Raw genomic sequence first — 24,620 nt, forward strand, 5'->3', positions numbered from 1 at the left:
TCCAATTAGGTAAAGGAGGTCTATCATGTCTGATTCTGTTTTTCGTAATTATATCGCCGGTGAGTGGGTTGAAGGTCCAAGCGCTATTGCCAATGTCAGCCCCGCCGACCTCAGCGATGTGATCGGTCACTACGCTCAGGCCGACGCCACCCAGACCAGGGCGGCCATCGCTGCCGCCGTTAAAGGCCAGCAGGAATGGGCCAAAAGCGGCCTGGAACAGCGTTACAGCGTGCTGATGGCCATCGGTGACGAACTGATCGCCCGCAAGGACGAACTGGGTCGGCTCCTGGCCCGGGAAGAAGGCAAGACCCTGGCCGAAGGTGTGGGCGAAACCTATCGTTCCGGCCAGTTCTTCCATTACTACGCAGCCGAAGTACTGCGTCAGATGGGAGAGACCGCCGATTCCGTACGCGCCGGCGTTGAAATTGAAACCCGCCGTGAACCGGTCGGTGTGGTTGGCATAATTACTCCCTGGAACTTCCCGACCGCGACCGGTGCCTGGAAAATCGCCCCGGCCCTGGCCTTCGGTAATGCGATCGTCTGGAAACCGGCCAACCAGGTCCCGGCATCGGCCTGGGCCCTGACCGAAATCATCTCCCGCCAGGGTCTACCTGCCGGTACCTTCAACCTGGTCATGGGCCCAGGTGCCGAAGTTGGTGACGTGTTGATCAATTCCCGTGATATCAATGCCCTGACCTTTACCGGCTCACTGGAAACCGGTCGTAAGGTGGCGGCCGCCACCGCCGTCAACCTGGTCAAGTGCCAACTGGAGATGGGCAGCAAGAACGCCCTGGTGGTGCTGGATGACGCCGACCTGGATAACGCAGTAGAGTGCGCGGTTGGCGGTGCTTACGGCGGCACCGGACAGAAATGTACCGCGTCTTCACGGCTAATCGTCACCGAGGGTATCCACGACCGTTTTGTCGAAGCCGTCATCGCACGCATGAAGAAACTGGTGGTCGGTCATCCGCTGAAGGAAGGCGTGCATATCGGTGCCGTGGCAGATGCTCGCCAGATGGAGTCCAACCTGAAATATCTGGAACTGGCCAAGAGCGAAGGCGCCAAACTGGCCTACGGCGGTGAAGTGATTACCGAAGCGACCGAAGGCTACTACCTGCAGCCAGCGCTATTCACCAACACCTCCAACGACATGACCATCAACCGTGAGGAAGCCTTCGCGCCCATCGCCTGTGTCATCAAGGTCAAGGATTATGCAGAAGCACTAGCGACCCTGAACGACACCAACTTCGGTCTGACCGGTGGTATCTGTACCGAGTCGCTGAAGTATGCGACCGACTTCAAACGCAATGCCAAGACTGGCTGCGTAATGGTCAACCTGCCGACCGCCGGCACTGATTACCATGTACCGTTCGGTGGTCGCAAGGATTCCAGCTTTGGCCCTCGCGAACAGGGTACTTACGCCAAGGAATTCTACACCGTTGTGAAAACCACCTATATCCGCGCATAACGGGGACGGGGCAATGAGCAGAGAACTGCATAACGACATGATAGTGATCGACGGTCTTCAGTACTCCAACTGGAACCGGGAGATCTTTGAACAGCTGCGCGAAGGCGGGGTCACCATGGTGCATGCCACCATCGTCTATCACGAACAGATCCGTGAAACCCTGATGCGCATTTCCGAATGGAACCGCCAGTTCGAGCAGCACGGCGACCTGATCACGCCGATACGCAGTGCCGACGATATCCGCCGTGCCAAGACCGACGGCAAGGTCGGCATCATGTTCGGGGCACAGAACTGCTCCCCCATCGAAGATGACATCGGCATGGTTGAGGTGATGCGTGATCTGAATTTGATGATCATGCAATTGACCTATAACAACCAGAGCCTGCTGGCTTGCGGTTGTTATGAAGCGGTCGACAGCGGCGTCACCCGCTTCGGTCGCCAGGTGATCAAGGAGATGAACCGGGTCGGCATGGTGGTGGACATGAGCCACAGCGGCGAACGCAGTACCCTGGAGGCGATCGAGATTTCCGAGCGTCCCATCGTGATCTCGCACGCCAATCCACTGAGCTTTCACGACGCCAAGCGCAACAAGTCTGACAAGGTGTTGCAGGCACTGGCCGAATCCGGTGGTCTGCTGGGCTTCAGCGCCTATCCCTTCCACCTTAAAAACGGCTCGGACTGCACTCTGGAAGAATACTGCGACATGATCGCCCGTACCGCCGATCTGATGGGTGTGGAGCGACTGGGGATCGGTACCGACTTGTGTCAGAACCAGCCGCTGTCGGTGCTTGAATGGATGCGTAATGGCCGTTGGTCGAAAGCCATGGATTACGGCGAAGGCTCCAAGTCCAACGCCGACTGGCCCCGTCCTCTGTCCTGGTTCCGCGACAGCCGCGACTTCCCGAACCTGACCAAGGGCTTGCTGGCCCGAGGCTTCAGCCCCGAAGACGTAGCCAAGATCATGGGCTTGAACTGGCTTGACTTGCTTGACGCAGGTTTGAAGCCGCTAGCCGTCAAGGATTATTGAGGGAGCGATAGCTCCCCTGTACATGATGTTCCATTATGGAGGCGAACATGAGCAACGAAACAGAGGCAACCCTGGTTATGGATAAGGATATCAACGCCAAACCGACCTTGCTGACCAGTCTCGATATACCGGTATTTCTAATCAGTGGCGGCGTCCTGCTGCTATTCGTGGTCATGGCACTGTATGACATAGAGCTGGTCTCCGGCTGGGTAAACACTGCCTTTGCGGTGTCAACCAAGGTATTCGGTGCCTACTGGCAGGTGTTACTGTTACTGACCTTCTTTATCGGTCTGGTACTGGCCATAGGTCGCTCCGGTAATGTGCGACTGGGTGGCTTGAGCGTCCCCGAGAAGTCTACCTTTCAGTGGATGTCGATCATCATGTGCACCCTGCTGGCCGGTGGTGGCGTATTCTGGGCCGCAGCCGAACCCATGGCTCACTTCATCTCCTCACCGCCCCTGTACGCCGGCGAAACTAACAAGGTCAATATGGCCTTCAACGCTCTGGCACAGAGCTTTATGCATTGGGGATTCCTGGCCTGGGCCATCCTCGGCAGCCTGACTGGTGTGGTGTTTATGCATTTGCACTATGACAAGGGACTGCCTCTGAAGCCCCGCACCCTCCTCTACCCGGTGTTCGGCGACAAGGTAATGAAGGGCTGGCTGGGCTCCCTGGTCGATTCCAGCTGTGTGCTGGCAGTGGTTGCCGGTACCGTGGGGCCAATCGGCTTTCTCGGCCTGCAGATCAGCTTTGGGCTGGAAAAGCTGTTCGGTATTCCCGATACCTACACCACTCAGGTAACCATACTGGTCGGCCTGATCATCATCTATACCCTGTCTGCGGTTAGTGGTGTCAACCGGGGTATCCAGATACTCAGCAATATCAATGTGGTGTTGGCTGCCTTCCTGATGGTTTTCATCCTGCTGTTCGGTCCGACCGCCTTTATCATCGATGCTTATCTGCACGCTTTCGGTACTTACCTTGAACAGTTCATCCCGATGGCGACCTTCCGTGCCGATCCCGCCTGGCTGGACTGGTGGACAGTATTCTTCTGGGGTTGGTTCCTAGGCTATGGCCCGTTGATGGCGATGTTTGTGGCTCGTATCTCCCGTGGTCGTACCGTGCGTCAGATTATCATGCTAATTTCCATCATTGCGCCCATCATTACCTGTTTCTGGTTCACCATCATAGGCGGCAGTGGACTGGCCTTTGAACTGGCCAATCCCGGCAGTATTTCCGGTCCCTTCACTGGATTTAACCTGCCCGCTGCCCTGCTGGCCATCACCGAACAGTTGCCGATGGGCTTTACCATTTCAGTGCTGTTCTTGGTACTCACCACCATCTTTGTTGCCACCACAGGTGACTCCATGACCTATGCCGTATCCATGGTAATGACCGGCACTGATCATCCTCATGCAAGTGTAAGGGTATTCTGGGGTGTGATGATGGGGATAGTAGCCGCCATCTTAATATCCATTGGTTCCGGTGGCATCTCGGCCCTGCAATCCTTCATCGTAGTTACCGCCGTGCCCGTATCACTGATATTGCTACCCACTTTATGGGTCGCACCGAAAATTATCAAACAGATGGCTGCTAAACAGGGGCTTTGAGCCGCCATAGCACGCTCTGAGGCCACATCCCAGAGCTACATATTTGAGCGGCAACTGCCGCTCTTTTTTAATCCGCTCAATTAAGAGGAACACCGATGAAAATAGCAGTAAAAACCAAACTGTTCGCCTCTAAGGCACCACTGGAATGGGCCATCATGGCCAACGGCCAGTTTTATACCGCCCAAATTCCTATCGACGCTACAGGCAAGGTAGTCGAGGGAGGCATCGAGGCACAAGCGCGTCAGACCATGGAAAACTTCAAACACACGGTGGAAGCAGCCGGCCTGACCATGGCGGACGTGACCCAGGTACTGATCTACGTCACCGCTCGCGACCAGCTGCCCGTGTTCAACAAGGTCTATGCCGATTACTTTGAGGCCCCCTACCCAAACCGGGCGGCAATGATAGTCGCCGGCCTGGCCAGAGAAGAAATGCTCTGCGAAATAGTAGCTTACGCAGCTCATCCCGATGCTGCGTCATTACCAGAGAGGGAATCATCAGCGTCATGATACCCCCAGCGCCTTGAACACGGCGTCTACCGGGTCGGCGTAGAAGCTGATCTGGAATTTCGAGAACAGCTCGGCCGGCACGGTGGGAATGTCGGCGGCGGAGGCCATGGGCAAGAGCACCTTGCGGCCGCCGCTGTCCATTGCCAGTTGCAGGCTGCCGGCCAGATCTTCCACCGGGTTTACCCCCCAGGGTCATGTCGCCCAGCACTACCATTTGCTCCTGCATGGGGCGTCCCATCAAGGCCACCAGTATCGCCCTTGGTGACCAGGTGCACCACGCCAAGCTTGCCGAGCCCTTCCGGAATCAAGCGGCTGCCGCCCAGCTTTTTCAGCTACTCTTTCACCCGGCGGCGAGTTTCCAGGGCATAACGCCCCTGGTAAAGCAGCTGTCAGGGTGCAACGGCTTGAGTAGGCCGGACACGGTGTGGCACACGGAAATGACATTGAAAGCACGCTAATCTATAGGCCTCATGATCACAGTTCATGACCACATACCCAGATATTGATTGAGTCATTCATACAGACTGTACAAACTTATCGCACCATCAGGTCCAGGGGGGACAACTCGAATTAATTATCCTGACACACAAAAACAACCACGGACTTTTTTATATCGTCATGGAGTGATTTTATGCCAACCAATATCCGCCCCAGTGTATTCTGGCCCACATTCTTACTACTCATGGCAGCTCTTTTCGCTAGCTATTGGAACTTAGAAAATTTTCTTGATACCACTAGAAAAATAAATGACATCATCCTGAGCAACTTTTCTTGGTTATTTAACCTGGGTAGTCTTTACCTGCTAATACTGGCTATTGTCGTTTACTTTTCTCCGTTAGGCCGAATTCGCATCGGTGGAGAAGCTGCGACACCATTACTGAACAAGCTTCGCTGGTTTTCCATTACCCTCTGTACCACTCTGGCAGTAGGAGTACTATTCTGGACCACGGCCGAGCCGTTGTATCACCTTTACGGTCCACCCGAAAGCGCCCAGCTGCAGGCCGGCTCAGCCCAAGCAGCCCAGTTCGCCATGGCCAGTATGTTTCTGCACTGGTCTTTCACTCCCTACGCCATTTACACCATTCCCTCATTGGTCTTCGCGCTGGCCTTTTACAACCTGCGTAAACGCTTTTCTATCAGTAGCATGCTCGAGCCCATACTGGGAGCGACAAACAGCCGCCGTTACGGGGCAGCGATAGATGCCATAGCCCTCTATGCCCTGGTCGCCGGCATGGCTTCGTCATTGGGAACAGGCGCCCTGACCATAGCCGGTGGTATAGGCCAGTATATGGGGGGAGAAACCAGCCCGCTTCGCCTGGGGGTGGTTATCGCCATTATCGTCACCACCTTTGTCCTTTCCGCCGCTAGCGGCCTTAAAAAAGGCATAGCCCGTCTATCAGCACTCAACGCTTGGTTACTGCTGTTTCTGGGTATTACCATGCTTCTGCTGGGGCCAACAGCCTTTGTTATTTCGCTTGGTAGCGAATCTATCGGCGTGTATCTAGACACCTTTTTCAGCCGCAGCCTGTTTAACGGCGTGGCCGCTGGTGACCCCTGGCCCCAGTGGTGGACCGTGTTCTACTGGGCTGTCTGGTTTGCATGGGCGCCGGTCACAGCACTGTTCCTGGGCAAAATAGCCAGAGGCTACACAGTACGAGAGTTCATCCACATCAACCTGGTTTACCCCTCTATATTTGCCATCGTCTGGATTTGCATATTCTCAGGCACCGCGATTTACATGGACATGCACCAGAGCATTGGTTTGAACGACGTGCTCAATAACCAAGGAGTGGAACATGTTCTTTATTATCTGTTCGAACAATTATCGGGCACCAAATTGATAGCACCCATACTGCTGTTTATCGCCTACATCTCGTATGTAACCGCAGCCGACTCCAACACCGATGCCATTGGGGGCCTCTGTACGCGTGGATTAACCGCCGAAAGTGACCTCAACACCGGCCTGTCGATGAAGGTACTTTGGGGCTCCATCATCGGTATAGTGTCTTGGGTTATGGTCTCGTTTGTAGGGTTGGACGGCGTAAAAATGCTTTCTAACCTGGGCGGAATACCAGCCTTGTTCATCATTCTTTTCAGCAGCATATCGTTATGGAAATGGCTGAAAAACCCAGCCCTGCTCACAACAGCCGCCGCCACCCAAGCAGTAACTTATTCATCCTCTTGCGAAGGAAAACAACCCCATGCACATCAAGCGTAATTTTCCTCATCCCGTGCGCGAGATAGAACACCTGATGATTCCGTTGGCAGATGGCACTAGACTGGCCGCCCGAATCTGGCTGCCTGAAGATGCGGAGCATGCTCCGGTACCGGCCATTCTGGAATATCTGCCCTATCGCAAGCTGGACGGCACCGCAGTGCGCGATGCGCTGACTCATCCTTACCTGGCCGGCCATGGCTATGCCTGCGTGCGAGTTGATATTCGTGGCAATGGCGAGTCGGATGGCTTGATGCTGGATGAGTATCTGCCACAAGAACAGGATGATGCCCTGGAGATCATCGACTGGATTTGCCAACAGCCCTGGTGCAACGGCAACCTGGGCATGATGGGCATATCCTGGGGTGGCTTCAATAGCCTGCAAGTAGCAGCACGCAAGCCCAAAGCGCTCAAAGCCATCATTACTCTCTGCTCCACCGACGATCGTTACGCCGACGATATTCACTATAAGGGCGGCAACCTGTTACTGGAAAACCAGGCTTGGGCCGCCACCATGCTTAACTTTTCTGCTGCGGCACCCGACCCTCGTCTGGTGGGAGAAAACTGGCAACCCCTGTGGCAACAACGGCTGGAAAACATGCCACTACTGGCAGCCAACTGGTTGGAGCATCCACTGAGAGATTCGTTCTGGGCTCATGGCTCGGTATGTGAAAACTACCAAGACATAGAAGCGGCCGTGTACTGTATCAGCGGCTGGGGGGATTCCTACATCAACAGCATTCCGCGCTTCATGGAATACTTGCCCGGTCCCAAAAAGGCGCTGATTGGCCCTTGGATACACAAATATCCCCATTTTGCCATTCCCGATCCGGCTATTGGATTCTTACAGGAAGCCCTGCGCTGGTGGGACTACTGGTTGAAAGGAATGGATACCGGCATCATGGACGAGCCTGTCTGTACCTTCTATCTGCAAGACAGCCTGCCCCCTGCCCCCATGTACAAGGAACGTCCCGGAGCATGGGTACAAACCGAAGGCTGGCCCAGCAGGTACATCGCAGAGCAGTGCTTTAGCCTTACCGATAACGGTCTGAAAATAGGAGAAGAACCCCTGCAATCTGCCCTTTCCGTTTGTTCACCGTTGACCACCGGTACCCATCATGGCGAATATTGCGGTTTTTGGTACGGACCGGACTTTGCTACCGATCAGCGCCGAGACGACGCTCACTCCCTGTGCTTTACCAGCGAGCCCCTGCAGACGTCCATCAACATTCTTGGCCGCCCGCGCCTACGGCTGCGCGGCCATGTTGATCAAAACTGTGGTCAGATTACTGTGCGACTGAATGACGTGGCGCCCAACGGTCAAGTAGCCATGATTTGCTATGGCACACTCAATCTTGCACTGCGCAATAGCCCTGCCACGCTGGAACCACCGGTGCCCGGAGAGCCCATGGATATTGAAGTGGAGCTGAACTTGATTGGGCACCGTCTGCCCGCCGGACACCGGCTGCGCATCTCCATTGCTACCGCCTCCTTCCCTCTGGTATGGACCAGCCCCAAGCTAACCACCTTTACCCTGGAATCAAGTTGCCAGCAGTTGCTGCTGCCCACTTTTGCCGGTAACACTATCACCAACCCCTTCCAGCCACCGGAAGCCGCCGAGCCCGTGGCTCTGGAGCAATTGCGGCCTACCAGTCCATCCCGAACCATTGTCGAGGACGTGGCAACTGGCGAAATTTGCGTAAGGGTGCACGACGATCTGGGTTGTCACCAGTTTCTGAATCATGGCCTGCGGGTTGAACAAGAGGTCGTTGAGGAATACCGTAGTCGTCCCTGGGATCCCAACGCTACCCGGGCTGATATTAAGTGGTTTTACTGCGCCGGCCGGAACAACTGGGAAGTAAAAGTGGAAAGCGAACTGCACATGAGCTGCGACGCACAATACTTCTACCTTGATGCCAAGCAAACCGCCTGGTTGAATGGAGAACAGCAACATCAGAAAAACTGGCAACAAAAAGTACCGCGCCTTGCTCAATAGCCGCTGCTAGCGTTAACAGCACCGACCAAAGGCCGTATACTCCGGGCAAATACAAGGAAGTAACATGACCGAACCTATACGGCCTTTACCCCCGCTAAACTGCCTGCAAGCCTTCGAGGCTGCCGCACGAGGAAAAAGCTTTACTCAGGCTGCGTACGAGCTTAGCCTGACGCAAAGCGCCATCAGCCGCCAGATTAAGCGGCTTGAAGAGTACTTGGGGCGCCCTCTTTTTCACAGGGACGCCATGGGTGTGGAGCTCACTCCAACGGGCAAGCATTACTTTCACCTGATCCAGCGACTACTGCGAGAACTGGCCGACGGTACCGCTGAACTGACCCGCTATCAGGGCGCACTGCAGCTAACCCTGGCTTCTAGCCCCACGGTGGCCTCCATGTGGCTAACCCGAAAGTTGCCTACACTGCAAGCCCGATACCCCCGGCTGGATATCCGTATACTCACCATGGAAGACCCTCGCCGACTGGAACTAAGCGAGTTCGATCTAGCCCTCTACTACCGAGTGCCGGGTGAAATAGAACCGCCAGGAGTGGACTGCACCCCCATTTTTGGCCAGGAAAAGGTCATTTGCGTATGCAGCCCAAACTACTTGTTGCAGTCAGGGCCAATTACCTCTCCCGAAAACCTGCTACAGCAGCACGTCATGCTGGTAGTGGAAGACTTCTACCACGACTGGCTTACCTGGCAAGACTGGTTTTTAGCGACAGGGCACCCTTACACTTCCCCCAAACGCACACTACGGGCCAACAGCTACCAATTGCTGATGCAAGCCGCCTTGGCCGGGCAAGGAGTGGCAATGGGCTGGTCCGAACTGTTTGCCCCCTACTTGGAAGAACAGTCACTGATCCAGGCATTGCCCGAATATATGCCCAGCAAAGGGTTACTTTCCTTGATGGAACCCCGTCATCGCCATCCCACCGAAGCAATCCGCCAGTTTAAAAAATGGTTGTTCAACCAATAGCCTAAAAACACCGATCTCCCCCGCCCCACCTATACCACTAGGGCCGTGTAACCTTCATGCAAGGCGAATAAATAAGGGCGGCTCCTGGAGCCGCCCTCGTCAGTAATAACATAAGGTGTGACTTAGCACTGCCACACCACCGGGAACCAGTCCTCCCGCATCCGCTCCCCCGTTTGCAGGCCGATGCCGTCGAACGGCGGCGAGGTGGGTCCGCCCCGGTCGACATAGCGCACATCGTCGCCGATAAAGCGGGTAGAAAAGGCCCGGCGCCGGTTGGATGTCTGGTTGCCCGGAGCACCATGCACCGTCTTGAAGTTGAACAACAGCGCATCGCCCGGCTCCAGCTCGGGAATGAGGATCTCGAAGTCCCCGCCGTCGATATCCGGCATGTCCATAAAAGGGCTGTCATCCTGGTACCAGGACGCATTGGTGGACCACTTGCTCGGTCGCACCAACTTGGGCCAGCGGTGGGAGCCCAGCACCACCCGCAGGGCATTTTCCTGGGTAATGGGATCCAGCGGTATCCAGTAACTGGCCGTCTGGTCACCGTCCACGCAGTAGTAGGGTAAATCCTGGTGCCAGGGTGTGGGCTTGGCGGTGCCCGGCTCCTTCACCAGAATATGCTCATGGAATACCTGAATTTGCCGTGAGCCGGTAGCCTCCCCGGCAATCGCCGCTCCGGGGGATGCCTCTATCCAATGCCGGAATTCAGGTATCCGCTGCCAGTTGCAGTAATCCTCGAAAAAACGTCCGCCATCGTTGCCGGTCACGTTCTCCCGGCCATGCTCGCCAGGCTCGCGCAGCACCCGTTCAAAACCTGTCCGTAATGGCTCTATCCAGTCCTTGAACACCCCCTTGACGACGATGGCGCCGTCTCGCGCATAGGCGTCCCGTTGATCCTGTGTCAGCCAGGTCGTGGTGGTTGTGTGGCCCATGATGATTCCTCCCTGTGGTTAGCGACGACTCGACTTTAGCACCGGCATCACATAGCTTATAAATACAGTTTACATATGAGATACATAGAGCAATGGCTATACCTTTTACCTTCCGGCAACTGAGCTACTTTGTCGCGGTGGCCCAGCAGGGCAGCGTCAGCAAGGCGGCCGAGGTGCTGCATGTGTCCCAGCCTTCAGTGTCCATCGCCATCACCCAGCTCGAGGGGCTGCTGGAGCAGCCCCTGTTCCAGCGCCACCGGGGCCAGGGGGTCAGTCTTACGCCCGGCGGCGAAGCGCTGCTGAAGGAGGCGCGCCATATCCTCACCCTGTCCCACAACCTGCTGGCCCGCCAGCGGCAGGACGACAGCGAGGTGGAGGGCCAGTTGGTACTGAGCTGTTTCAGGGATATCGCGCCCTACTACCTGCCACGATTGGTGAGCCGCTTCGAGCGCCGCTACCCCGGGATCCGGGTATTGATGCAGGAGGAGGATCTGACCGGCGTGAGCCGGGCGCTGGAGCAGGGCCGGGCCGAACTGGCCCTGAGTTACGATCTGGGCCTGCCGCAGGAGATAGACGCCGAGGTGCTGGATGAACTGCTCCCCCATGCCCTGCTGCCCACCACCCATCCCAGGGCGGGCAGCCCTTCCCTCAGCCTCACAGAGCTGGCGGCGGAGCGGCTGATACTGCAGGATCTACCGCTCACCCGGGAGTATTTCCTCTCCCTGTTCTGGCACCGGGGACTCAAGCCCGACATCGTCCACACCACGGCGTCCTTCGAACTGCAACGGGGCCTGGTGGCCCACGGTCACGGGGTGGCGCTGTCCTGCACCCGGCCGGCGGGAGACCGCAGCTACGATGGCGCGGCCCTCGCCTGCGTGCCGCTCGCCGACGAGGTCCAGCCCCAGCGGGTGGTGCTGGCCCACTCCCGCCGCTTTCCGCTGTCGGTGCCGGCCCGGCTGTTCCTCGGCCTGGTCGCCGGACAAGCCGGCTAGCCATGCCGGTAGACAACGGGGCTACAGCACCTGGGACGCCACCCAGCCGAAGATCACCAGCGGAATGTTGTAGTGGATAAAGGTGGGGATCACCGAGTCGCGGATATGATCGTGCTGGCCGTCGGCGTTCAGCCCGGCGGTGGGCCCCAGGGTGGAGTCGGAGGCCGGCGAGCCGGCATCGCCGAGGGCGCCCGCCGTACCCACCAGCGCCAGGGTGGCCAGGGGCGAGAAGCCGAAGCTCAACGCCAGCGGCACATAGATGGCGGCGATGATGGGAATGGTGGAAAACGACGAGCCGATCCCCATGGTGATGAACAGCCCCACCAGCAGCATCACCAGGGCCGCCAGCGACGGGCTGTTGCCGATCAGCGCCCCCGATCCCGCCACCAGTTCGGGTATGGCACCCGAGGCCTTCATCACCCCGGCAAAGCCGGAGGCGGCAATCATGATAAAACCGATCAGCGCCATCAACCGCATGCCCTGGGTGAAGACATCGTCCTGCTCCTTCCATTTGAACAGGCCGTTCATCGACAACAGGGCAAAGCCCAGCAGACCGCCCAGCACCATGGAGCCGGTAGCAAGCTGCACCACCAGAGCCCCCACCACCGCCACCAGTATCATCGCCAACTGCCGTTTGGAGAGCCGGAGCTCAGTCTTTTCCCGGGCTGCGACCGCCACCGGCTGATGCCGATATGCCCGCGGCCGGCGGTAGCTGAACAGCACCGCTACCAGCAGACCCAACACCATGCCCAGTGCCGGGATCAGCATGGCCCTGGGCGCCATCTCAGGAGTCACCTGCAAACCCAGTTCACTGCCGGCCTGGTTGACGCTGCCGGTGAGAATGTCGTTGAGAAAAATCGTCCCAAACCCGACGGGGGTGGTCATGTACATGATGGTGATGCTGAAGGTGATCACACAGGCCACGGCGCGCCGGTCCAGTTGCAGCATGCTCATCAACCCCAGCAGCGGCGGCACCAGTATGGGAATAAAGGCGATATGCACCGGTACCACGGTGCCGGAAGCGGCGCCCACGATAACCAGGGCGCCGAACAGCAACCACTTGATGCCCCCCAGTTGGCCCGGCTCACGGCGGGCCCCGACCCAGGCCAGCGTTTTGTCGGCCACCAGGCCGGTAATGCCGGTACGCGACAGCGCCACCGCAAAGGCGCCGAGGGTGGCGTAGGCCAGCGCCACGGTGGCGCCTCCGCCCAGCCCCTCGTTGAAGGCGCCGATCACCTGCTCCACCGACATCCCCGCCCAAAGCCCGCCCACCAGGGCGGCGACCACCAGTGAAAACACCACCGATACCCGGGCCAGACACAGCCCTACCATCACCAAAATAGCCAAAACAATGGCATTCATAGGTTCCTCTCCCCTGTGTTGTTACGTCCTTTTAATGCGGCGCACCGGCTCTAAACCCGCTACCCACAGGGGGAAATTAACACTCCGTAAACATTTAAAATGAATATAGTTTGTATATGAACATCATAGCTTTTTGGCTATGTAGTGGAGGTGTATTCCTCAGCCTACGACCGCAATGGCGTTGAGGAACATCAGCACGATAAACACCGGACTCAGATAGCTGATGCTAAAACGCCACAACCGGCGAAGAAGGTCTTGCCAAACAGAGTGTGTTGCTCCCACAAATTGAAGGAGAACAGGGTGCCCTGGCTTAGCAGCCACATCAGTACCCCGAGTCAAGGAAGGCCCGCGCCCGGTTGATACTATAGCGTCTGGTCAGCTAAGCCACCGCCAGTTCAATCAGCGAGATGCCCAAGGTCAGTGCCAGCACCAGGCGATCCGGGTCAGCTCTTCTGGCTTCGCCTATAAAAAAATGAAACAAAAAGTCTCATTTTATTTTATTTTTCGCTATGCTGTAACAGGTCGGTACACCTTAAGTCCGACCTGACTTTCGTTACCAGTAAGAGAGAGCATATCGGATGTCCGCATTGTTTCATTTGGATAGAAACGCCCCGGCCACCCTCCAGCAACAGGTGCGGGAGCATCTGGTTAGCGCCATCTTGGGCGGTTTTCTACCTCATAATCAGCCCCTGCCTTCCTGCCGTCACCTGGCGAAGAGCCTGAATGTAGCCCGCAACACCATCGTACTGGTATACGACGACCTAGTGTCCGACGGCTATCTTACTTCCCATGAGCGGCGCGGTTATTTCGTCAACCCCCACTTCGTGGCCAATCGGCTGGCCTCCCCCACCTCCGAGCCCAGCACTCCCCCAGCCCCGCATTGGGAAAGGCGGCTCAAGCTCCGCCCGGGCCAGCAACCCAATGCCAGCCTATCCCACGACTGGCAACGTTATCGTTATCCCTTTGTCTACAGCCAGCTCGACAGTAGTCTGTTTCCCGTTCAACACTGGCGCAAGTGTTGGCGTGACGCGGTGAGCGTGCAGGCGATCAAGGATTGGGGCTCCGATCGCTACGACAGCGACGATCCCCTACTGATAGAGCAACTGCAAAAACGCATCCTGCCCAGCCGGGGCATTCAGGCCAGTGCCGAGGAAATATTGATCACAGTCGGCTCCCAACAGGCACTCTATCTGCTGGCTCAACTGCTGCTGGACGGGCAATCCTGTTTCGGCATCGAGGATCCGGGGTATCCCAGTGCTGCTCATATCGCCCGCCTCTTTGGCGCCCGGGTGCAGAGCCTGGCGGTGGATGAGCAGGGGCTTGTGGTCAATGAGACTTTGTCCAGCTGCGATGCCATCTACCTGACACCCAGTCATCAGTGTCCTACCACAGTGACCTTGCCACTGGAACGACGCCAGGCACTGCTTGAGCTGGCCGAGCAGCATGATTTTCTGCTTATTGAAGATGATTACGAAATGGAGATGAACTTCGACAGCCACCCCACCCCAGCCCTGAAAAGCCTGGACAACAAGGGCAGAGTGCTCTACGTGGGCAGCCTGTCAAAAACCCTAGCACCCGGACTGCGCATGGGCTTTCTAGTAGCGCCGGAACCAGTGATCCAGGAAGCCCGCAACCTGCGTCAGCTGATGCTGCGTCATCCGCCGCTCAACAATCAACGGGCCGTTGCCCTGTTCCTTTCCCTAGGCTACCACGATGCCTTGGTACGCAAACTGGCGCAAGTTTTTGAGCAACGCGCACGTTGTCTGGCCGACGCCCTGCAGCAGCACCTGCCGGATTGCCGGGTATCGTCCATCGGAGGCTCTTCCTGCTGGCTGACCCTGCCGGAGAACCTGGACGGTACCGCCCTGAAACGACTGGCAGCCGAACACAACCTGCTGATCATCAGCGGCGACAGCTACCACATAGGCAACGGCCTGCCGGCCAACACCCTCAAGCTCGGTTTCTCGGCCATCCCGCTGGAGCGTATCGAGCCGGGTATTCGGCTGCTGGGAGAGTTGAAGGCGAAGCTGGACGCAGGTCGGAACCATGGTTCCAGAGTTCGCGCTGGAGATCGAAAGAAAACAGGGAACTGAGTCCCTGTCCGGCGTGTACGTATCCCTTAAAAATCAATCACTTTTTCCATTTGCACTGCTGCCCGACGCAGGGTAGGTGCCCATTCCAGCAGGCTAGATAGCGGCTTGCGAATAGTCGGTGCATGCACCGCTAACGTGGCTCGTACCTGCCCGACCTGGTCGTAAACCGGCACGGCAATCGCCACCATTCCTTCGATTAACTCTTCGTTGTCCGTGCTCAGGGTGTTTTCGGCTATCTTGTCCAATTCATGTTCCAACTGCTCCCGGTCCGTGATGGTATGCCGGGTATGGGGGGTGAGCGCCAGCCCAGACAACAACGCCTTGCGCCGGTACAGCGGCATCATGGCCAGAAACAGCTTGCCGCTGGCGGTACAGTGCAGTGGCATACGTGATCCTGGATGCAGTTGGATACGCACCGGCCAATTGGTTTCCACCCGTTCGAAATAGACCAGTTCATGGCCGTCGAGCAGGGTCAAGTTGCAGGTTTCTCCCAACTCATCGGCCAACTGCTGCAGCACCGCCCGCCGGGGCGCACCCACACTGCGTTGGGACAGCACCCCCAGCGCCATCTTGCGCAGCCGGGGTCCGGGGCTGAGATGGCGTCCATCGGGCTCCTTCTGCAACAATCCTTCCTGCTCTAGTTGGCCGATGATGCGATGTACTGTCGGCTTGGGCACGTCCAGGCGCTGACACAGTTCCGCCGCCGTGGTGGCACGGTCTTCCTTGAGCACTTCCTCTATCAAGGCAAAGGCTCGGAGCAGAGTAGAGTTGGTTGCACTGACAGATGTGCTCATAAGCCCTCCTGTGTAGATAGTCAGGCATCTTATCATAGAGAAATCAGGTTGCTACGTCGTTTGCCTCCCTGGTTCAAGGCATTCCCCAGGCAGGGAAGTTGCGGCCTCGTACAAACTGTCGAGCCAGAGCCGGCATATCCGTTCATCTTCGTCTAAGGTCCGGCCGCTGACCGCCAGCCCGGCCAACGTCTGCCCGTCCACTCGTACCGGCCAGCCTCCCGGTAGGGAGGTAAAGCCCGCGTCCTGAAAGTCGGCCAAGGTCAGCCGCTCCCGCTCCAGCCGCTGGCGAAAAACCTGGGTCGGTTGCTCCATCCGGGCCGCAGTGTAGGCCTTGGCTATGGCAATAGGCACCAGCCGGGCCGGGGCGCCAGCCATGCGATACAGGTAAACCAGGCTGCCGCTGTCATCCACCGCCGCCATGCACACAGGCGGGCCGGGCTCGAGCTCAAGTTGCCCAGCCAGCCAACCTCCTACCCTCGCGGCTTCGTATACCGGATCCATCATGCTGACTCCTTGAATGCAAAAGGGGCCCTATGGAGCCCCTTGAATAACAGCGGTTATAGCAACAGCAGGGAAATGGAAGGGACATAAGTGATCAGCAGCAGCACCGCTATCATCACCAGCAGATAGGGCCAGACCCGTCGGGCGAGTCCACCAATCCCGACCTTAGCAATACCACTGGCTACAAACAGGTTTACACCCACCGGAGGGGTCACAAAGCCGATGGCCAGGTTCATTACCATCATCACCCCAAAGTGCACAGGATGCACACCAACGGCGGTCACCAGCGGCAGCAGTATGGGCGTCAGAATAACAATGGCCGCCAGTGCCTCCATAAAGATGCCGATCCACAGCAGAAAGAGGTTGATCATGATGAGGATCGCCCACTTGTTGCTGGTGATCGACAGAATCAGATCGGCAATGGTCCCGGGGATCTGCTCTATGGTCATGATATTGCCGAAAATGGTGGCCATGGCCATCAGCACTATGATGATGGAGGAAATGCCCACGGCCTCCTGACTGGAGCTCCACAGGCTGGCCAGGGTCAACTCCTTGTGAATAAAGAGCCCTACCAGCAGACCATAAAGAGCCGCCACCGCCGCCGCCTCGGTCGGGGTCATGATACCGCCATAAATACCGCCAAGGACGATGACCGGTACCATCAGCGCCCATTTGGCCTGCCAGGTACCGATCAGCACGGTTTTCAGGGAGCGCTCGCGCACCTCGCCATACCAGCCGTTTTTCTTCGAGACCAGATACACCACCACCATCAATGCCGCGCCCATGATAAGGCCGGGCACAATACCAGCGATAAACAGCTCACCAATGGAGACCTGGGCCGAGACGCCGTACACCACAAAGGGGTTGCTGGGCGGAATAATCACCCCAATGGCGCCGGCACAAGCCACCACTGTGGCGGCAAAGTACTTGTCGTAGCCCCGGGCCACCATGGCCGGTATGGTAATGGAGCCGATGGCAGCCACCGTGGCCGGGCCCGAACCACTGATGGCGGCAAAGAAAATGCAGGTCATGATGCTGGCCAGCGCCATGCCCCCGGGCAGGGCTCCCACCAGCTCGTCGCCCAGTGCCAGCAACCGGCGGGACAGGCCGCCGGCTCCCATAAAAACACCGGCGGCGATAAAAAAGGGAATGGCCATAATGGGAAAGGAGTCGATGGATGAAAAAGCGATTTGCGCCAGGTAATCCACCGGCAGAGTGCCGGCACCCAGCACGGTGACCAGGCCGGCCAAGCCGAGGGCAAAGGCGATAGGCACGCCCAGCAGCAGAAACAGTACAAAGTAGCCAAACAGCAGGCCGGTGGCACTCCATTCATCCGATAACAACACTGGCACAAACAGCACGGCCGCCAGCACCATGCCCATCAGCACCTCGGCCCAGGGCATGGTTCGTCCCTGGCGCCACAGGGACTGCAGGGTTCGTAACGCCATCAGGCCAAAGCCAATGGGCAGGATCAGGTAAGGCAGGTAATAGCCGATCTGCAGCGCCGGTGTAGTCTGGGGCATCAGCAGCTGCATTTTTACATAATCCGCTCCCATCACCGCAAACATCGACACCAGCACCAGGGTGCAGCAGTCGATGGCGATCCATACCAGTGCCCGGGCCCGCTCCGGCAGCCGATTATGCAGCACATCCACCCTTATGCCGCTGCGGGTCAGGATAGACAGCGACACGGCCAAGTAGGAAATCCAGATAAAGATGTAGCGTGCCAGCTCCTCGGTCCAGACTCCCCAGCCGGCTGCATTGCGCAGCGCCTGGCGCAGGGCTTCAGGGTCTATCCAGCCTTCCACCGCCTGGGCAAAGCCGGGTGTCGCCACCAGCTCAAGGAGGGCCGAGAGAGTATAACGAAAAAAGGTCTGGTAATTGATGATCAAAATCATCGCCAACAGACCGATAAACAGCAGGGGTTTTTCCAGGTCTTGAAGCAGCCGAGTCAGTTGCAGACGCGGCTTGTTGTGCTCCAGGGCACTGTCCAGCTTCAGGATTTCCATAGGTGACTCCGGAATCGGGAGGGAAAAGACCCGGGAGCCATCCCGGGTCAGGGAGAAACGGCTCAACTCTGGGTGTCTTGCACCAGCTTGACCAGCTCGGCGGGCAGGCGCTCGGCAAACTCCTCAAACACCGGCCGGGTTAGCTCCCGAAAACGGGCCATGTCCTCGGCTGTGGTTTCATGAATGGTCACGCCGGCAGCCACCATACTTTCCCGTGCCTTTTGCTGATCGGCCGGATAGGCCACGGTGCGCTGGTATTCCAGTGCCTCAGCAGAAGCTTCTTCCAGTATGGCTTTGGTCTCGTCCGGCAGACTGTCCCACCACTTTTTGTTGGCCATGGCTACCTGCATGCCGTAGTTGTGGGCCGAGGTGATCGCATATTTCAGGTTTTCGTGATGCTTGGCCCCCACCATAAGATCAAAGGTATTGCCCTGAGCATCAATGGTGCCCTGTTGCAGGGCGGTATAGACCTCGCCCCAGGCAATGGGTGAGGGGTTGGCGCCCAAGGCCTTGGCCACCGCCACGTCCACCGGCGAGTCTGTGGTCCGCATCTTGAGTCCGGCCAGCGAGTCCGGCCCGGTTAGCGGGCGGCTCTTGGACACGAAATTCCGGTAACCGTATTCCGCATACATCAGGGGCTGTAGGCCTATGTCGTTGGCCGCCTGCTCCAGGAAGACATGCAGGGGCTGCCCCTTGTCGAGAGCTAGGTACAACTGCTCCTGTTTATCGGGACTAGTGATATAAGGCAGATCAAACACCTGGAACACTGGTGTGAAGCTGGCCAGGTTAGGGGTGGAGCTGACCCCTACTTCCAGAGTACCGCGCTGGGCCCCTTCGATCATCACCCGATCGCTGCCCAGAATGGATCCCGGAAACAATTTTACCTGAATGCGACCATCGGATTTCTCCTTCACTAAGTCGGCGAACTTCTTGTAAGCCGCCGTGATATGGCTGCCAGGAGGAGCCGGATGAGCCAGCTTGAACTGAACCTTGGGTCCCTGGTACTCGGCAGCGGCCTGGCCACTGCTCAGTATGGCCAGCACGGCAAATGACACTACACCTGATGCGAACTTCATACACAACCTCTCCCTGTCTCTGCTTCGTCGATGATGATGTTAAAAAATGGTTACCCAAATGCCAACGAGTGAAACTATAAAAATCGATCAGTGTACATGTCAATAAAATTGACATAAAAATCGATACATAATGTATCATTTAATGAAAATATCTTATTTTTCAAAATATTGAACACTTAACCCCTGACCTTTCCAGGCCCCTTCCACTTCCTTCCCATGAGGAAACGCTTAAAAATCCCCTGCAACCCCGCCAAAAACATAACAAAAATCCAACAAAAAACTTGCCAAAAACACCAACTTCATTATTTTGATACAAAACGTATCATTTTTTTGGAGTGACTATGTCTCTGTATCAGAATCAGGTCTTCGGCGAGTTTGACTATATCGTGGTGGGCGCGGGCTCGGCCGGCTGTGTGCTGGCCAACCGGCTCAGCGAAGATCCAGCCATTCGCGTGTTGTTGCTGGAGGCCGGCGGCAAAGACTGGAATCCCTGGATCCACGTTCCCGTCGGCTACTTCAAGACAATGCACAACCCGGCGACCGACTGGTGCTATGTGACAGATCCGGACCAAGGCATCGACGGCCGTCAGTTGCAGTGGCCAAGGGGCAAAGTTCTGGGGGGATCCAGCTCGCTAAACGGCCTGCTTTATATTCGTGGGCAACACCAGGACTACGACGACTGGGCCGCCCTCGGTAATGATGGCTGGAGCTTTAAGGAGGTTCTGCCCTACTTCAGAAAATCCGAGTGCCAGTCCAGAGGAGAAGACGCCTATCACGGGGTCGATGGCCCTCTAAAGGTGTCCGACCTGCGGCTGCGGCGGGAAATTGCCGAACGCTTTATCGAGGCCGCCCAGCAGACAGGCATTCCCGCCAACCCGGACTGCAATGGCGAGCGCCAGGAAGGGGTAGGCTACTTTCAGCAAACCGCACACAAGGGACTGCGTTGTAGCAGTGCCAAGGCTTTTTTGCGCCCAGCGCTCCAGCGTCCCAACCTGACCCTGCTGACCCATGCTCATACCCGACGCATTCTGCTGGAAGGCCAGCAGGCCACCGGCATCGAGTTTGAACACAAGGGCAAGCGGCTGCTGGCCCGGGCCACCCGGGAGGTGGTACTCAGCGCCGGCGCCATTGGCTCACCTCAGATCCTGCAGTGCTCCGGCATTGGCGACCCTGGGCACCTCGCTTCAGTCGGAGTCGAGTGCCTGCATACCCTGCCCGGCGTGGGAGAAAACCTGCAGGATCACCTGCAGATCCGCCTGGTGTTCAAGACCCGCTGCAGAACCCTGAACGACGAGGTCAATCACCCCTTGAAGAAGATGGGCGTCGGCATGCAGTATGTGTTGTCCCGCACCGGCCCGCTGACCCTGGCCGCCAGCCAGGTCTATGTGTTCACCCGCTCCCGGGATGAACTGGACAGGCCCGATATTCAGTTCCACATGCAGCCCCTAAGCGCCGACAAGCCCGGTGACGGCGTCCACCCCTTCTCGGCCTTTACCGCGTCGGTATGCCAGCTACGCCCCCACAGCCGGGGACGGATCCGTATTCGCAGCGCCGATCCACACCAGTATCCATCCATTCAGCCCAATTACCTGTCTACCGAGGAGGACTGCCGGGTGGCGGTGGATGCCATCAAGGTAGCCCGGCGCATCGCCGAGGCCGACGCGCTCCGGCCGGTAATCACCGACGAATATGTGCCCGGGCGCCAGTACCAGACCGATGAAGAGCTTCTGGAGGCGGCCCGGCGCTTCAGTCAGACCATTTACCATCCCACCAGTACCTGCAAGATGGGCCAGGATGACATGGCTGTGGTCGACAGCCGGCTGAGAGTGCACGGCATTCGGGGGCTAAGGGTGGCCGATGCCTCCATCATGCCGCTGATTGTCTCCGGTAACACCAATGCGCCGTCCATCATGATCGGCGAAAAAGCCGCCGACATGATCAAGCATGACCAGGGCCACGCCTGACAACCGCTTCTCGACGCGGACAGCAAAGCCCGCCCGCCGGTGCGGGTTTTGCCCATTGTGCGCTAACGGCCAAGATGCAGGAACAACGGGCTTCCCCCCTGTGGCTTCCACCTGACCATCTGATGACTATTTCGTCAGCTCATCAATCAGATCGGCCCATACCTGCATCATGACTTTACGCTCGTCCAGGTACTGGGCCTGGTTGTAACTGGCCCTGACCTTGTTGCGCTCGGTATGGGCCAGTTGACGCTCAATGACATCCGAGCGGTAACCCATTTCATTCAGCAGGGTGGAAGCCGTGGCACGGAAGCCGTGGGCCGAAAAACCAATGCTCCCCTTACCACTGAACCCCATACGCTCAAGGGCCCTGTTCAGGGTTGTTGAAGTCATACAGGTATTCGGGTTCCTGAGGTTGGGAAATAGCAGCGCGCGGCCACCGGTGAAGGTATGCAGCTCCTGAAGCAACTCAATCGCCTGGCGGGAAAGCGGCACTATGTGGGGCTGACGCATCTTCATTTTTTCAGCAGGGATCCGCCACTCTGCCCGCTCCAGATCAAACTCGTGCCACTCGGCTTTACGCAGCTCCACGGTTCGCACAAAAGTCAGCAACATCAGCCGCAGGGCGATGACTGTGGCTCTGTAGCCACCATATTCATCCAGCGCCTTGATGAACTGAACAATCTGCTCGCGGGTCAGTGGCTTTCGGTGCTCTACCTTGGGCCGGTGAATGGCGCCTTTCAGGGCGGCGGCAGGATCGTGGTCAGCCCGCAGGGTGGCAACCGCATAGCGAAAGATGGCGGACGACCACTGCCGGATCAGCAGGGCCACCGTTTCCGCTCCCCGCGCCTCCACACGCCGAATGATTTCCAGCAGATGGGCCGCCGTTACATTGCGGATGGGTAGCTTCCCTATGTGAGGGAAAACATCAGCCGCCAAGAAACGCTCAACTTGACGCAGGTAGTATGGGGTCCAGCCAGGGGCTTTCTTGTCTATCCACTCTCGCGCCAGCGCCTCAAAAGTATTGGCATTTGCCGTCCGGTTAACCAGCCGCTCGGCTTGTCTGTGATGGGCCGGGTGGATTCCCTGTTTGACCAGTGCCCTCGCCTTGTCATGCTCGGTGCGCGCGCCAGCCAGACTCATGGTGGGGTACTCGCCAATGGCAAAGATATTCTCCTTGCCGGCAATACGGTAACGATACCGCCACAGCTTGGATCCCGTAGGGCGCACCTCTAGGTACAGGCCCTGTCCATCGGCCAGCTTTTGGGGTCTCTCGGAAGGCTTGGTGTTGCGAACTTTGGCATCGGTCAGTGGCATGGTGCGGGTATCCTGATTTCGATACCCGCAACGATACCCGCAATTTTCATGGATAGCAATAGACACCAAAATCCATAAATGGAGCTAATATACTGATAATAAGTGGTTTATAGATTTACTTCGAGACCACAATGGACTCCACCGGACTGTAATGTCGATTATCGATCATCAACAGCATATTTAACTTATCTATTTGATTTAAAAAGAATAAAAACAGTCACTCATCGCTTTACCGGCCGCAATTTCATTTGACACCCAGACCCGAGGCCGCAACGGCACGCACGAGAAAGCCGTATTCTCGCATCTATCCACCCGGTGTCCAACCTCACCCGGCTTCTGCTTTAAATAACTGATCCTAAGAGTGCTACATCGACTGGGTTCCGCACGCAGACACGCCGTGAGATGTGACACTCGCGGCTTCGATCTGCTGCGAGCATTCACTGGATGCTCGGTCAGGCCGAAATCGCTCGTCACGGCGAGCAAGCTCGCCCCCTGGGGGCTCCACCGCGCCGATGTCGCGGAAACCATCTGCTTAGCGGAACCCAGCCGATGCCGGTAGTGATCTACTATTCGGAACAGTTATTTAAATTTCACCCAAGCAAATTTCGAAAATTTAATTGATGCTGTTACTGGCCTTTCAGCGCCATTAGCTTCACCGTTTCTCGACAATGACTTTTCGCCAGCAGGTATGGGGTTATCTGTAAATCCGGGAGCGATCTGCCATCGACGGTAAAACCCTGCGGTGCAGCTACAGCACGCAGGAAAGCGGCCATGGCCGCAAGGAAACCCGGCTGAGCCTGGCGGTGGACGACTTGTCCATCCTGGGTGACCTGGTGTTTGAATGGCCGGAGCTGAAAACCTTAGGGATAGTGGCGGCCATGCGGGAAGTGGGCGGCCAAGCTGTCGGCCAAGGCGCTGCTGGACGCGAGCCGTTCCCACTGATCGATAGAATCCCAACTGCACTGGCAACTGGATGGTGCATGCGGGAAGACGAGTGCCCTTATGTTAGGAATAAGCGTCGTGAACAGGCTGGTGAGAATATGGCCACTATCCGGCATATCGCCTTCAATGCGTTGAAGGCAGACACCAGTTTCAAGGCCGGCATGAAACGCAAGCAAAAGCGGGCCAGCCGCAACAACGCCTACCTGTCGCACGTCTTGGCAGGACTGGGGGTTTCGTAATCTTGCCCTGATGTATATGCGCATGCGCAGTATTATAATGTTAGGCAGCAACCCAAAAACGGAGCGACAAATGGACAACAAACACCACGTGCCGCGAAGTTTCTTTGCGGAAACACGTAAGTATTGGTCGATCATGTCCGTTTACGAGCGCTTCGAGCAGGTTGTTGCAATCGTTCTGAGTCTCGTGGTCGCATCGGTCATCGTCCTGGCGCTCCTGCAGCTGGTCATCCGCATCGTTCCGCTATTGCTCAGCGGCACGCTAGATCCACTCGAACATGACGTCTTTCAGACGCTCTTTGGCATGATCATGACGCTGCTCATCGCCATGGAATTCAAACATTCGATTATTCTCGTTGCCTTTCGGCGCTCGAGCATCATCCAGGTCAAGACCGTTGTGCTCATCGCGCTCATTGCGTTGAGTCGCAAGTTCGTCATTCTCGATACCAGCACCACCGCCGCGAGCACCATTGCAGCGCTGGCTGGAGCAACCCTTGTGCTCGGTGTGGTCTACTGGCTGCTGCGCGAACGTGATGACCGCCTCGTCAAGGAGACGCGTTGAGCCTTGTGCTCTAACAACCGGCTGCAGCAGACGGTCCGT

At 57.3% G+C, this 24,620-nt stretch carries 19 protein-coding genes and 1 pseudogene; 12 read left to right on the forward strand and 8 right to left on the reverse strand.

Features of this window, described 5'->3' with window-relative positions; all coding sequences use genetic code 11:
- The first annotated feature begins 25 nt into the window (after nucleotides 1-25).
- From JKV55_RS03900 to JKV55_RS03915, 4 genes are all read left to right on the forward strand, one after another.
- A complete protein-coding gene (locus JKV55_RS03900) occupies nucleotides 26-1,468 on the forward strand; it encodes an aldehyde dehydrogenase family protein (protein ID WP_202082443.1) in 1,443 nt (480 codons plus the stop codon).
- A gap of 13 nt (nucleotides 1,469-1,481) precedes the next feature.
- Nucleotides 1,482-2,495 (forward strand): dipeptidase, encoded by a 1,014-nt coding sequence (locus JKV55_RS03905; protein ID WP_202082444.1) that lies wholly within the window; start codon nucleotides 1,482-1,484, stop codon nucleotides 2,493-2,495.
- Between the two features lie 47 nt (nucleotides 2,496-2,542).
- Nucleotides 2,543-4,105 carry a BCCT family transporter gene (locus JKV55_RS03910; protein ID WP_237332655.1) on the forward strand — a complete coding sequence of 521 codons (1,563 nt, stop codon included), beginning with the start codon at nucleotides 2,543-2,545 and terminating at the stop codon, nucleotides 4,103-4,105.
- A gap of 95 nt (nucleotides 4,106-4,200) precedes the next feature.
- Nucleotides 4,201-4,614 (forward strand): RidA family protein, encoded by a 414-nt coding sequence (locus tag JKV55_RS03915; protein ID WP_202082445.1) that lies wholly within the window; start codon nucleotides 4,201-4,203, stop codon nucleotides 4,612-4,614.
- Here JKV55_RS03915 and JKV55_RS19880 read toward each other — a convergent pair.
- Nucleotides 4,609-4,788: a hypothetical protein gene (locus JKV55_RS19880; protein WP_237332656.1), complete on the reverse strand. Its 180-nt coding sequence runs from the start codon at nucleotides 4,786-4,788 to the stop codon at nucleotides 4,609-4,611. The two genes, JKV55_RS03915 and JKV55_RS19880, sit on opposite strands and share 6 nt — an antisense overlap.
- Before the next feature lie 457 nt (nucleotides 4,789-5,245).
- On the opposite strand from JKV55_RS19880, the gene JKV55_RS03925 reads away from it, so the two are divergent.
- The 3 genes from JKV55_RS03925 to JKV55_RS03935 all read left to right on the forward strand — a co-directional run bounded on the left by JKV55_RS03925 (nucleotide 5,246) and on the right by JKV55_RS03935 (nucleotide 9,801).
- A complete protein-coding gene (locus tag JKV55_RS03925; protein ID WP_202082446.1) occupies nucleotides 5,246-6,832 on the forward strand; it encodes a BCCT family transporter in 1,587 nt (528 codons plus the stop codon).
- A complete protein-coding gene (locus JKV55_RS03930) occupies nucleotides 6,816-8,825 on the forward strand; it encodes a CocE/NonD family hydrolase (protein WP_202082447.1) in 2,010 nt (669 codons plus the stop codon). Before JKV55_RS03925 ends, JKV55_RS03930 begins: the two co-directional genes overlap by 17 nt.
- Before the next feature lie 64 nt (nucleotides 8,826-8,889).
- The gene (locus JKV55_RS03935; protein WP_202082448.1) at nucleotides 8,890-9,801 is read left to right on the forward strand and encodes a LysR substrate-binding domain-containing protein; all 912 of its coding nucleotides are present in this window, start codon (nucleotides 8,890-8,892) and stop codon (nucleotides 9,799-9,801) included.
- A 122-nt stretch (nucleotides 9,802-9,923) separates the two neighbouring features.
- Here the strand turns inward: JKV55_RS03935 and JKV55_RS03940 are convergent, their stop codons facing one another.
- Complete coding sequence (locus JKV55_RS03940; protein WP_202082449.1) at nucleotides 9,924-10,736, reverse strand: phytanoyl-CoA dioxygenase family protein; 813 nt, start codon at nucleotides 10,734-10,736, stop codon at nucleotides 9,924-9,926.
- Between the two features lie 92 nt (nucleotides 10,737-10,828).
- Between JKV55_RS03940 and JKV55_RS03945 the strand changes: the two genes are divergently transcribed.
- On the forward strand, nucleotides 10,829-11,728 hold the full coding sequence (locus tag JKV55_RS03945; protein WP_202082450.1) for a LysR substrate-binding domain-containing protein: 900 nt from the start codon (nucleotides 10,829-10,831) through the stop codon (nucleotides 11,726-11,728).
- Between the two features lie 21 nt (nucleotides 11,729-11,749).
- Here JKV55_RS03945 and JKV55_RS03950 read toward each other — a convergent pair whose 3' ends face one another.
- Nucleotides 11,750-13,090, reverse strand: a complete 1,341-nt coding sequence (locus JKV55_RS03950) for a Na+/H+ antiporter family protein (protein WP_202082451.1) — start codon at nucleotides 13,088-13,090, stop codon at nucleotides 11,750-11,752.
- A gap of 578 nt (nucleotides 13,091-13,668) precedes the next feature.
- Here JKV55_RS03950 and pdxR point away from each other — a divergent pair.
- Nucleotides 13,669-15,183 carry a MocR-like pyridoxine biosynthesis transcription factor PdxR gene (gene pdxR / locus JKV55_RS03955; protein ID WP_202082452.1) on the forward strand — a complete coding sequence of 505 codons (1,515 nt, stop codon included), beginning with the start codon at nucleotides 13,669-13,671 and terminating at the stop codon, nucleotides 15,181-15,183.
- Nucleotides 15,184-15,209: 26 nt separating this feature from the next.
- Here pdxR and JKV55_RS03960 read toward each other — a convergent pair whose 3' ends face one another.
- The 4 genes from JKV55_RS03960 to JKV55_RS03975 all read right to left on the reverse strand — a co-directional run bounded on the left by JKV55_RS03960 (nucleotide 15,210) and on the right by JKV55_RS03975 (nucleotide 19,563).
- The gene (locus tag JKV55_RS03960) at nucleotides 15,210-15,977 is read right to left on the reverse strand and encodes an IclR family transcriptional regulator (RefSeq protein ID WP_202082453.1); all 768 of its coding nucleotides are present in this window, start codon (nucleotides 15,975-15,977) and stop codon (nucleotides 15,210-15,212) included.
- A 51-nt stretch (nucleotides 15,978-16,028) separates the two neighbouring features.
- A complete protein-coding gene (locus JKV55_RS03965) occupies nucleotides 16,029-16,481 on the reverse strand; it encodes a GlcG/HbpS family heme-binding protein (RefSeq protein ID WP_202082454.1) in 453 nt (150 codons plus the stop codon).
- Between the two features lie 53 nt (nucleotides 16,482-16,534).
- Complete coding sequence (locus tag JKV55_RS03970) at nucleotides 16,535-18,487, reverse strand: TRAP transporter large permease (RefSeq protein WP_202082455.1); 1,953 nt, start codon at nucleotides 18,485-18,487, stop codon at nucleotides 16,535-16,537.
- A gap of 62 nt (nucleotides 18,488-18,549) precedes the next feature.
- The gene (locus JKV55_RS03975) at nucleotides 18,550-19,563 is read right to left on the reverse strand and encodes a TRAP transporter substrate-binding protein (protein WP_202082456.1); all 1,014 of its coding nucleotides are present in this window, start codon (nucleotides 19,561-19,563) and stop codon (nucleotides 18,550-18,552) included.
- Nucleotides 19,564-19,904: 341 nt separating this feature from the next.
- Between JKV55_RS03975 and JKV55_RS03980 the strand changes: the two genes are divergently transcribed.
- The gene (locus JKV55_RS03980; protein WP_202082457.1) at nucleotides 19,905-21,527 is read left to right on the forward strand and encodes a GMC family oxidoreductase; all 1,623 of its coding nucleotides are present in this window, start codon (nucleotides 19,905-19,907) and stop codon (nucleotides 21,525-21,527) included.
- 126 nt (nucleotides 21,528-21,653) lie between these two features.
- On the opposite strand, the gene JKV55_RS03985 is transcribed toward JKV55_RS03980, so the two are convergent.
- A complete protein-coding gene (locus tag JKV55_RS03985) occupies nucleotides 21,654-22,841 on the reverse strand; it encodes a tyrosine-type recombinase/integrase (protein WP_202082458.1) in 1,188 nt (395 codons plus the stop codon).
- 746 nt (nucleotides 22,842-23,587) lie between these two features.
- Between JKV55_RS03985 and JKV55_RS03990 the strand changes: the two are divergent.
- Together JKV55_RS03990 and JKV55_RS03995 are read left to right on the forward strand one after the other, a co-directional pair.
- Nucleotides 23,588-24,022: pseudogene (locus tag JKV55_RS03990) on the forward strand (ISAs1 family transposase); the annotation flags it as partial.
- A 70-nt stretch (nucleotides 24,023-24,092) separates the two neighbouring features.
- Complete coding sequence (locus JKV55_RS03995; RefSeq protein ID WP_237332657.1) at nucleotides 24,093-24,581, forward strand: phosphate-starvation-inducible PsiE family protein; 489 nt, start codon at nucleotides 24,093-24,095, stop codon at nucleotides 24,579-24,581.
- The last annotated feature ends 39 nt before the right edge of the window (nucleotides 24,582-24,620 follow it).

The organism is Zobellella iuensis (genome assembly GCF_016746085.1).
Taxonomy (GTDB): Bacteria; Pseudomonadota; Gammaproteobacteria; order Enterobacterales; family Aeromonadaceae; genus Oceanimonas; species Oceanimonas iuensis.

Excerpts from the sequence above, each read along its gene's own strand:
- JKV55_RS03950 (WP_202082451.1), bottom strand. The coding sequence starts at position 13,090 with ATGAATGCCATTGTTTTGGCTATTTTGGTGATGGTAGGGCTGTGTCTG.
- JKV55_RS03970 (WP_202082455.1), bottom strand. The coding sequence starts at position 18,487 with ATGGAAATCCTGAAGCTGGACAGTGCCCTGGAGCACAACAAGCCGCGT.
- JKV55_RS03980 (WP_202082457.1), top strand. The coding sequence starts at position 19,905 with ATGTCTCTGTATCAGAATCAGGTCTTCGGCGAGTTTGACTATATCGTG.
- JKV55_RS03935 (WP_202082448.1), top strand. The coding sequence starts at position 8,890 with ATGACCGAACCTATACGGCCTTTACCCCCGCTAAACTGCCTGCAAGCC.
- JKV55_RS03940 (WP_202082449.1), bottom strand. The coding sequence starts at position 10,736 with ATGGGCCACACAACCACCACGACCTGGCTGACACAGGATCAACGGGAC.
- JKV55_RS03995 (WP_237332657.1), top strand. The coding sequence starts at position 24,093 with ATGGACAACAAACACCACGTGCCGCGAAGTTTCTTTGCGGAAACACGT.
- JKV55_RS03925 (WP_202082446.1), top strand. The coding sequence starts at position 5,246 with ATGCCAACCAATATCCGCCCCAGTGTATTCTGGCCCACATTCTTACTA.
- pdxR (WP_202082452.1), top strand. The coding sequence starts at position 13,669 with ATGTCCGCATTGTTTCATTTGGATAGAAACGCCCCGGCCACCCTCCAG.
- JKV55_RS03975 (WP_202082456.1), bottom strand. The coding sequence starts at position 19,563 with ATGAAGTTCGCATCAGGTGTAGTGTCATTTGCCGTGCTGGCCATACTG.
- JKV55_RS03945 (WP_202082450.1), top strand. The coding sequence starts at position 10,829 with ATGGCTATACCTTTTACCTTCCGGCAACTGAGCTACTTTGTCGCGGTG.
- JKV55_RS03915 (WP_202082445.1), top strand. The coding sequence starts at position 4,201 with ATGAAAATAGCAGTAAAAACCAAACTGTTCGCCTCTAAGGCACCACTG.
- JKV55_RS03900 (WP_202082443.1), top strand. The coding sequence starts at position 26 with ATGTCTGATTCTGTTTTTCGTAATTATATCGCCGGTGAGTGGGTTGAA.
- JKV55_RS03985 (WP_202082458.1), bottom strand. The coding sequence starts at position 22,841 with ATGCCACTGACCGATGCCAAAGTTCGCAACACCAAGCCTTCCGAGAGA.
- JKV55_RS03905 (WP_202082444.1), top strand. The coding sequence starts at position 1,482 with ATGAGCAGAGAACTGCATAACGACATGATAGTGATCGACGGTCTTCAG.
- JKV55_RS03960 (WP_202082453.1), bottom strand. The coding sequence starts at position 15,977 with ATGAGCACATCTGTCAGTGCAACCAACTCTACTCTGCTCCGAGCCTTT.
- JKV55_RS03910 (WP_237332655.1), top strand. The coding sequence starts at position 2,543 with ATGAGCAACGAAACAGAGGCAACCCTGGTTATGGATAAGGATATCAAC.
- JKV55_RS03965 (WP_202082454.1), bottom strand. The coding sequence starts at position 16,481 with ATGATGGATCCGGTATACGAAGCCGCGAGGGTAGGAGGTTGGCTGGCT.
- JKV55_RS03930 (WP_202082447.1), top strand. The coding sequence starts at position 6,816 with ATGCACATCAAGCGTAATTTTCCTCATCCCGTGCGCGAGATAGAACAC.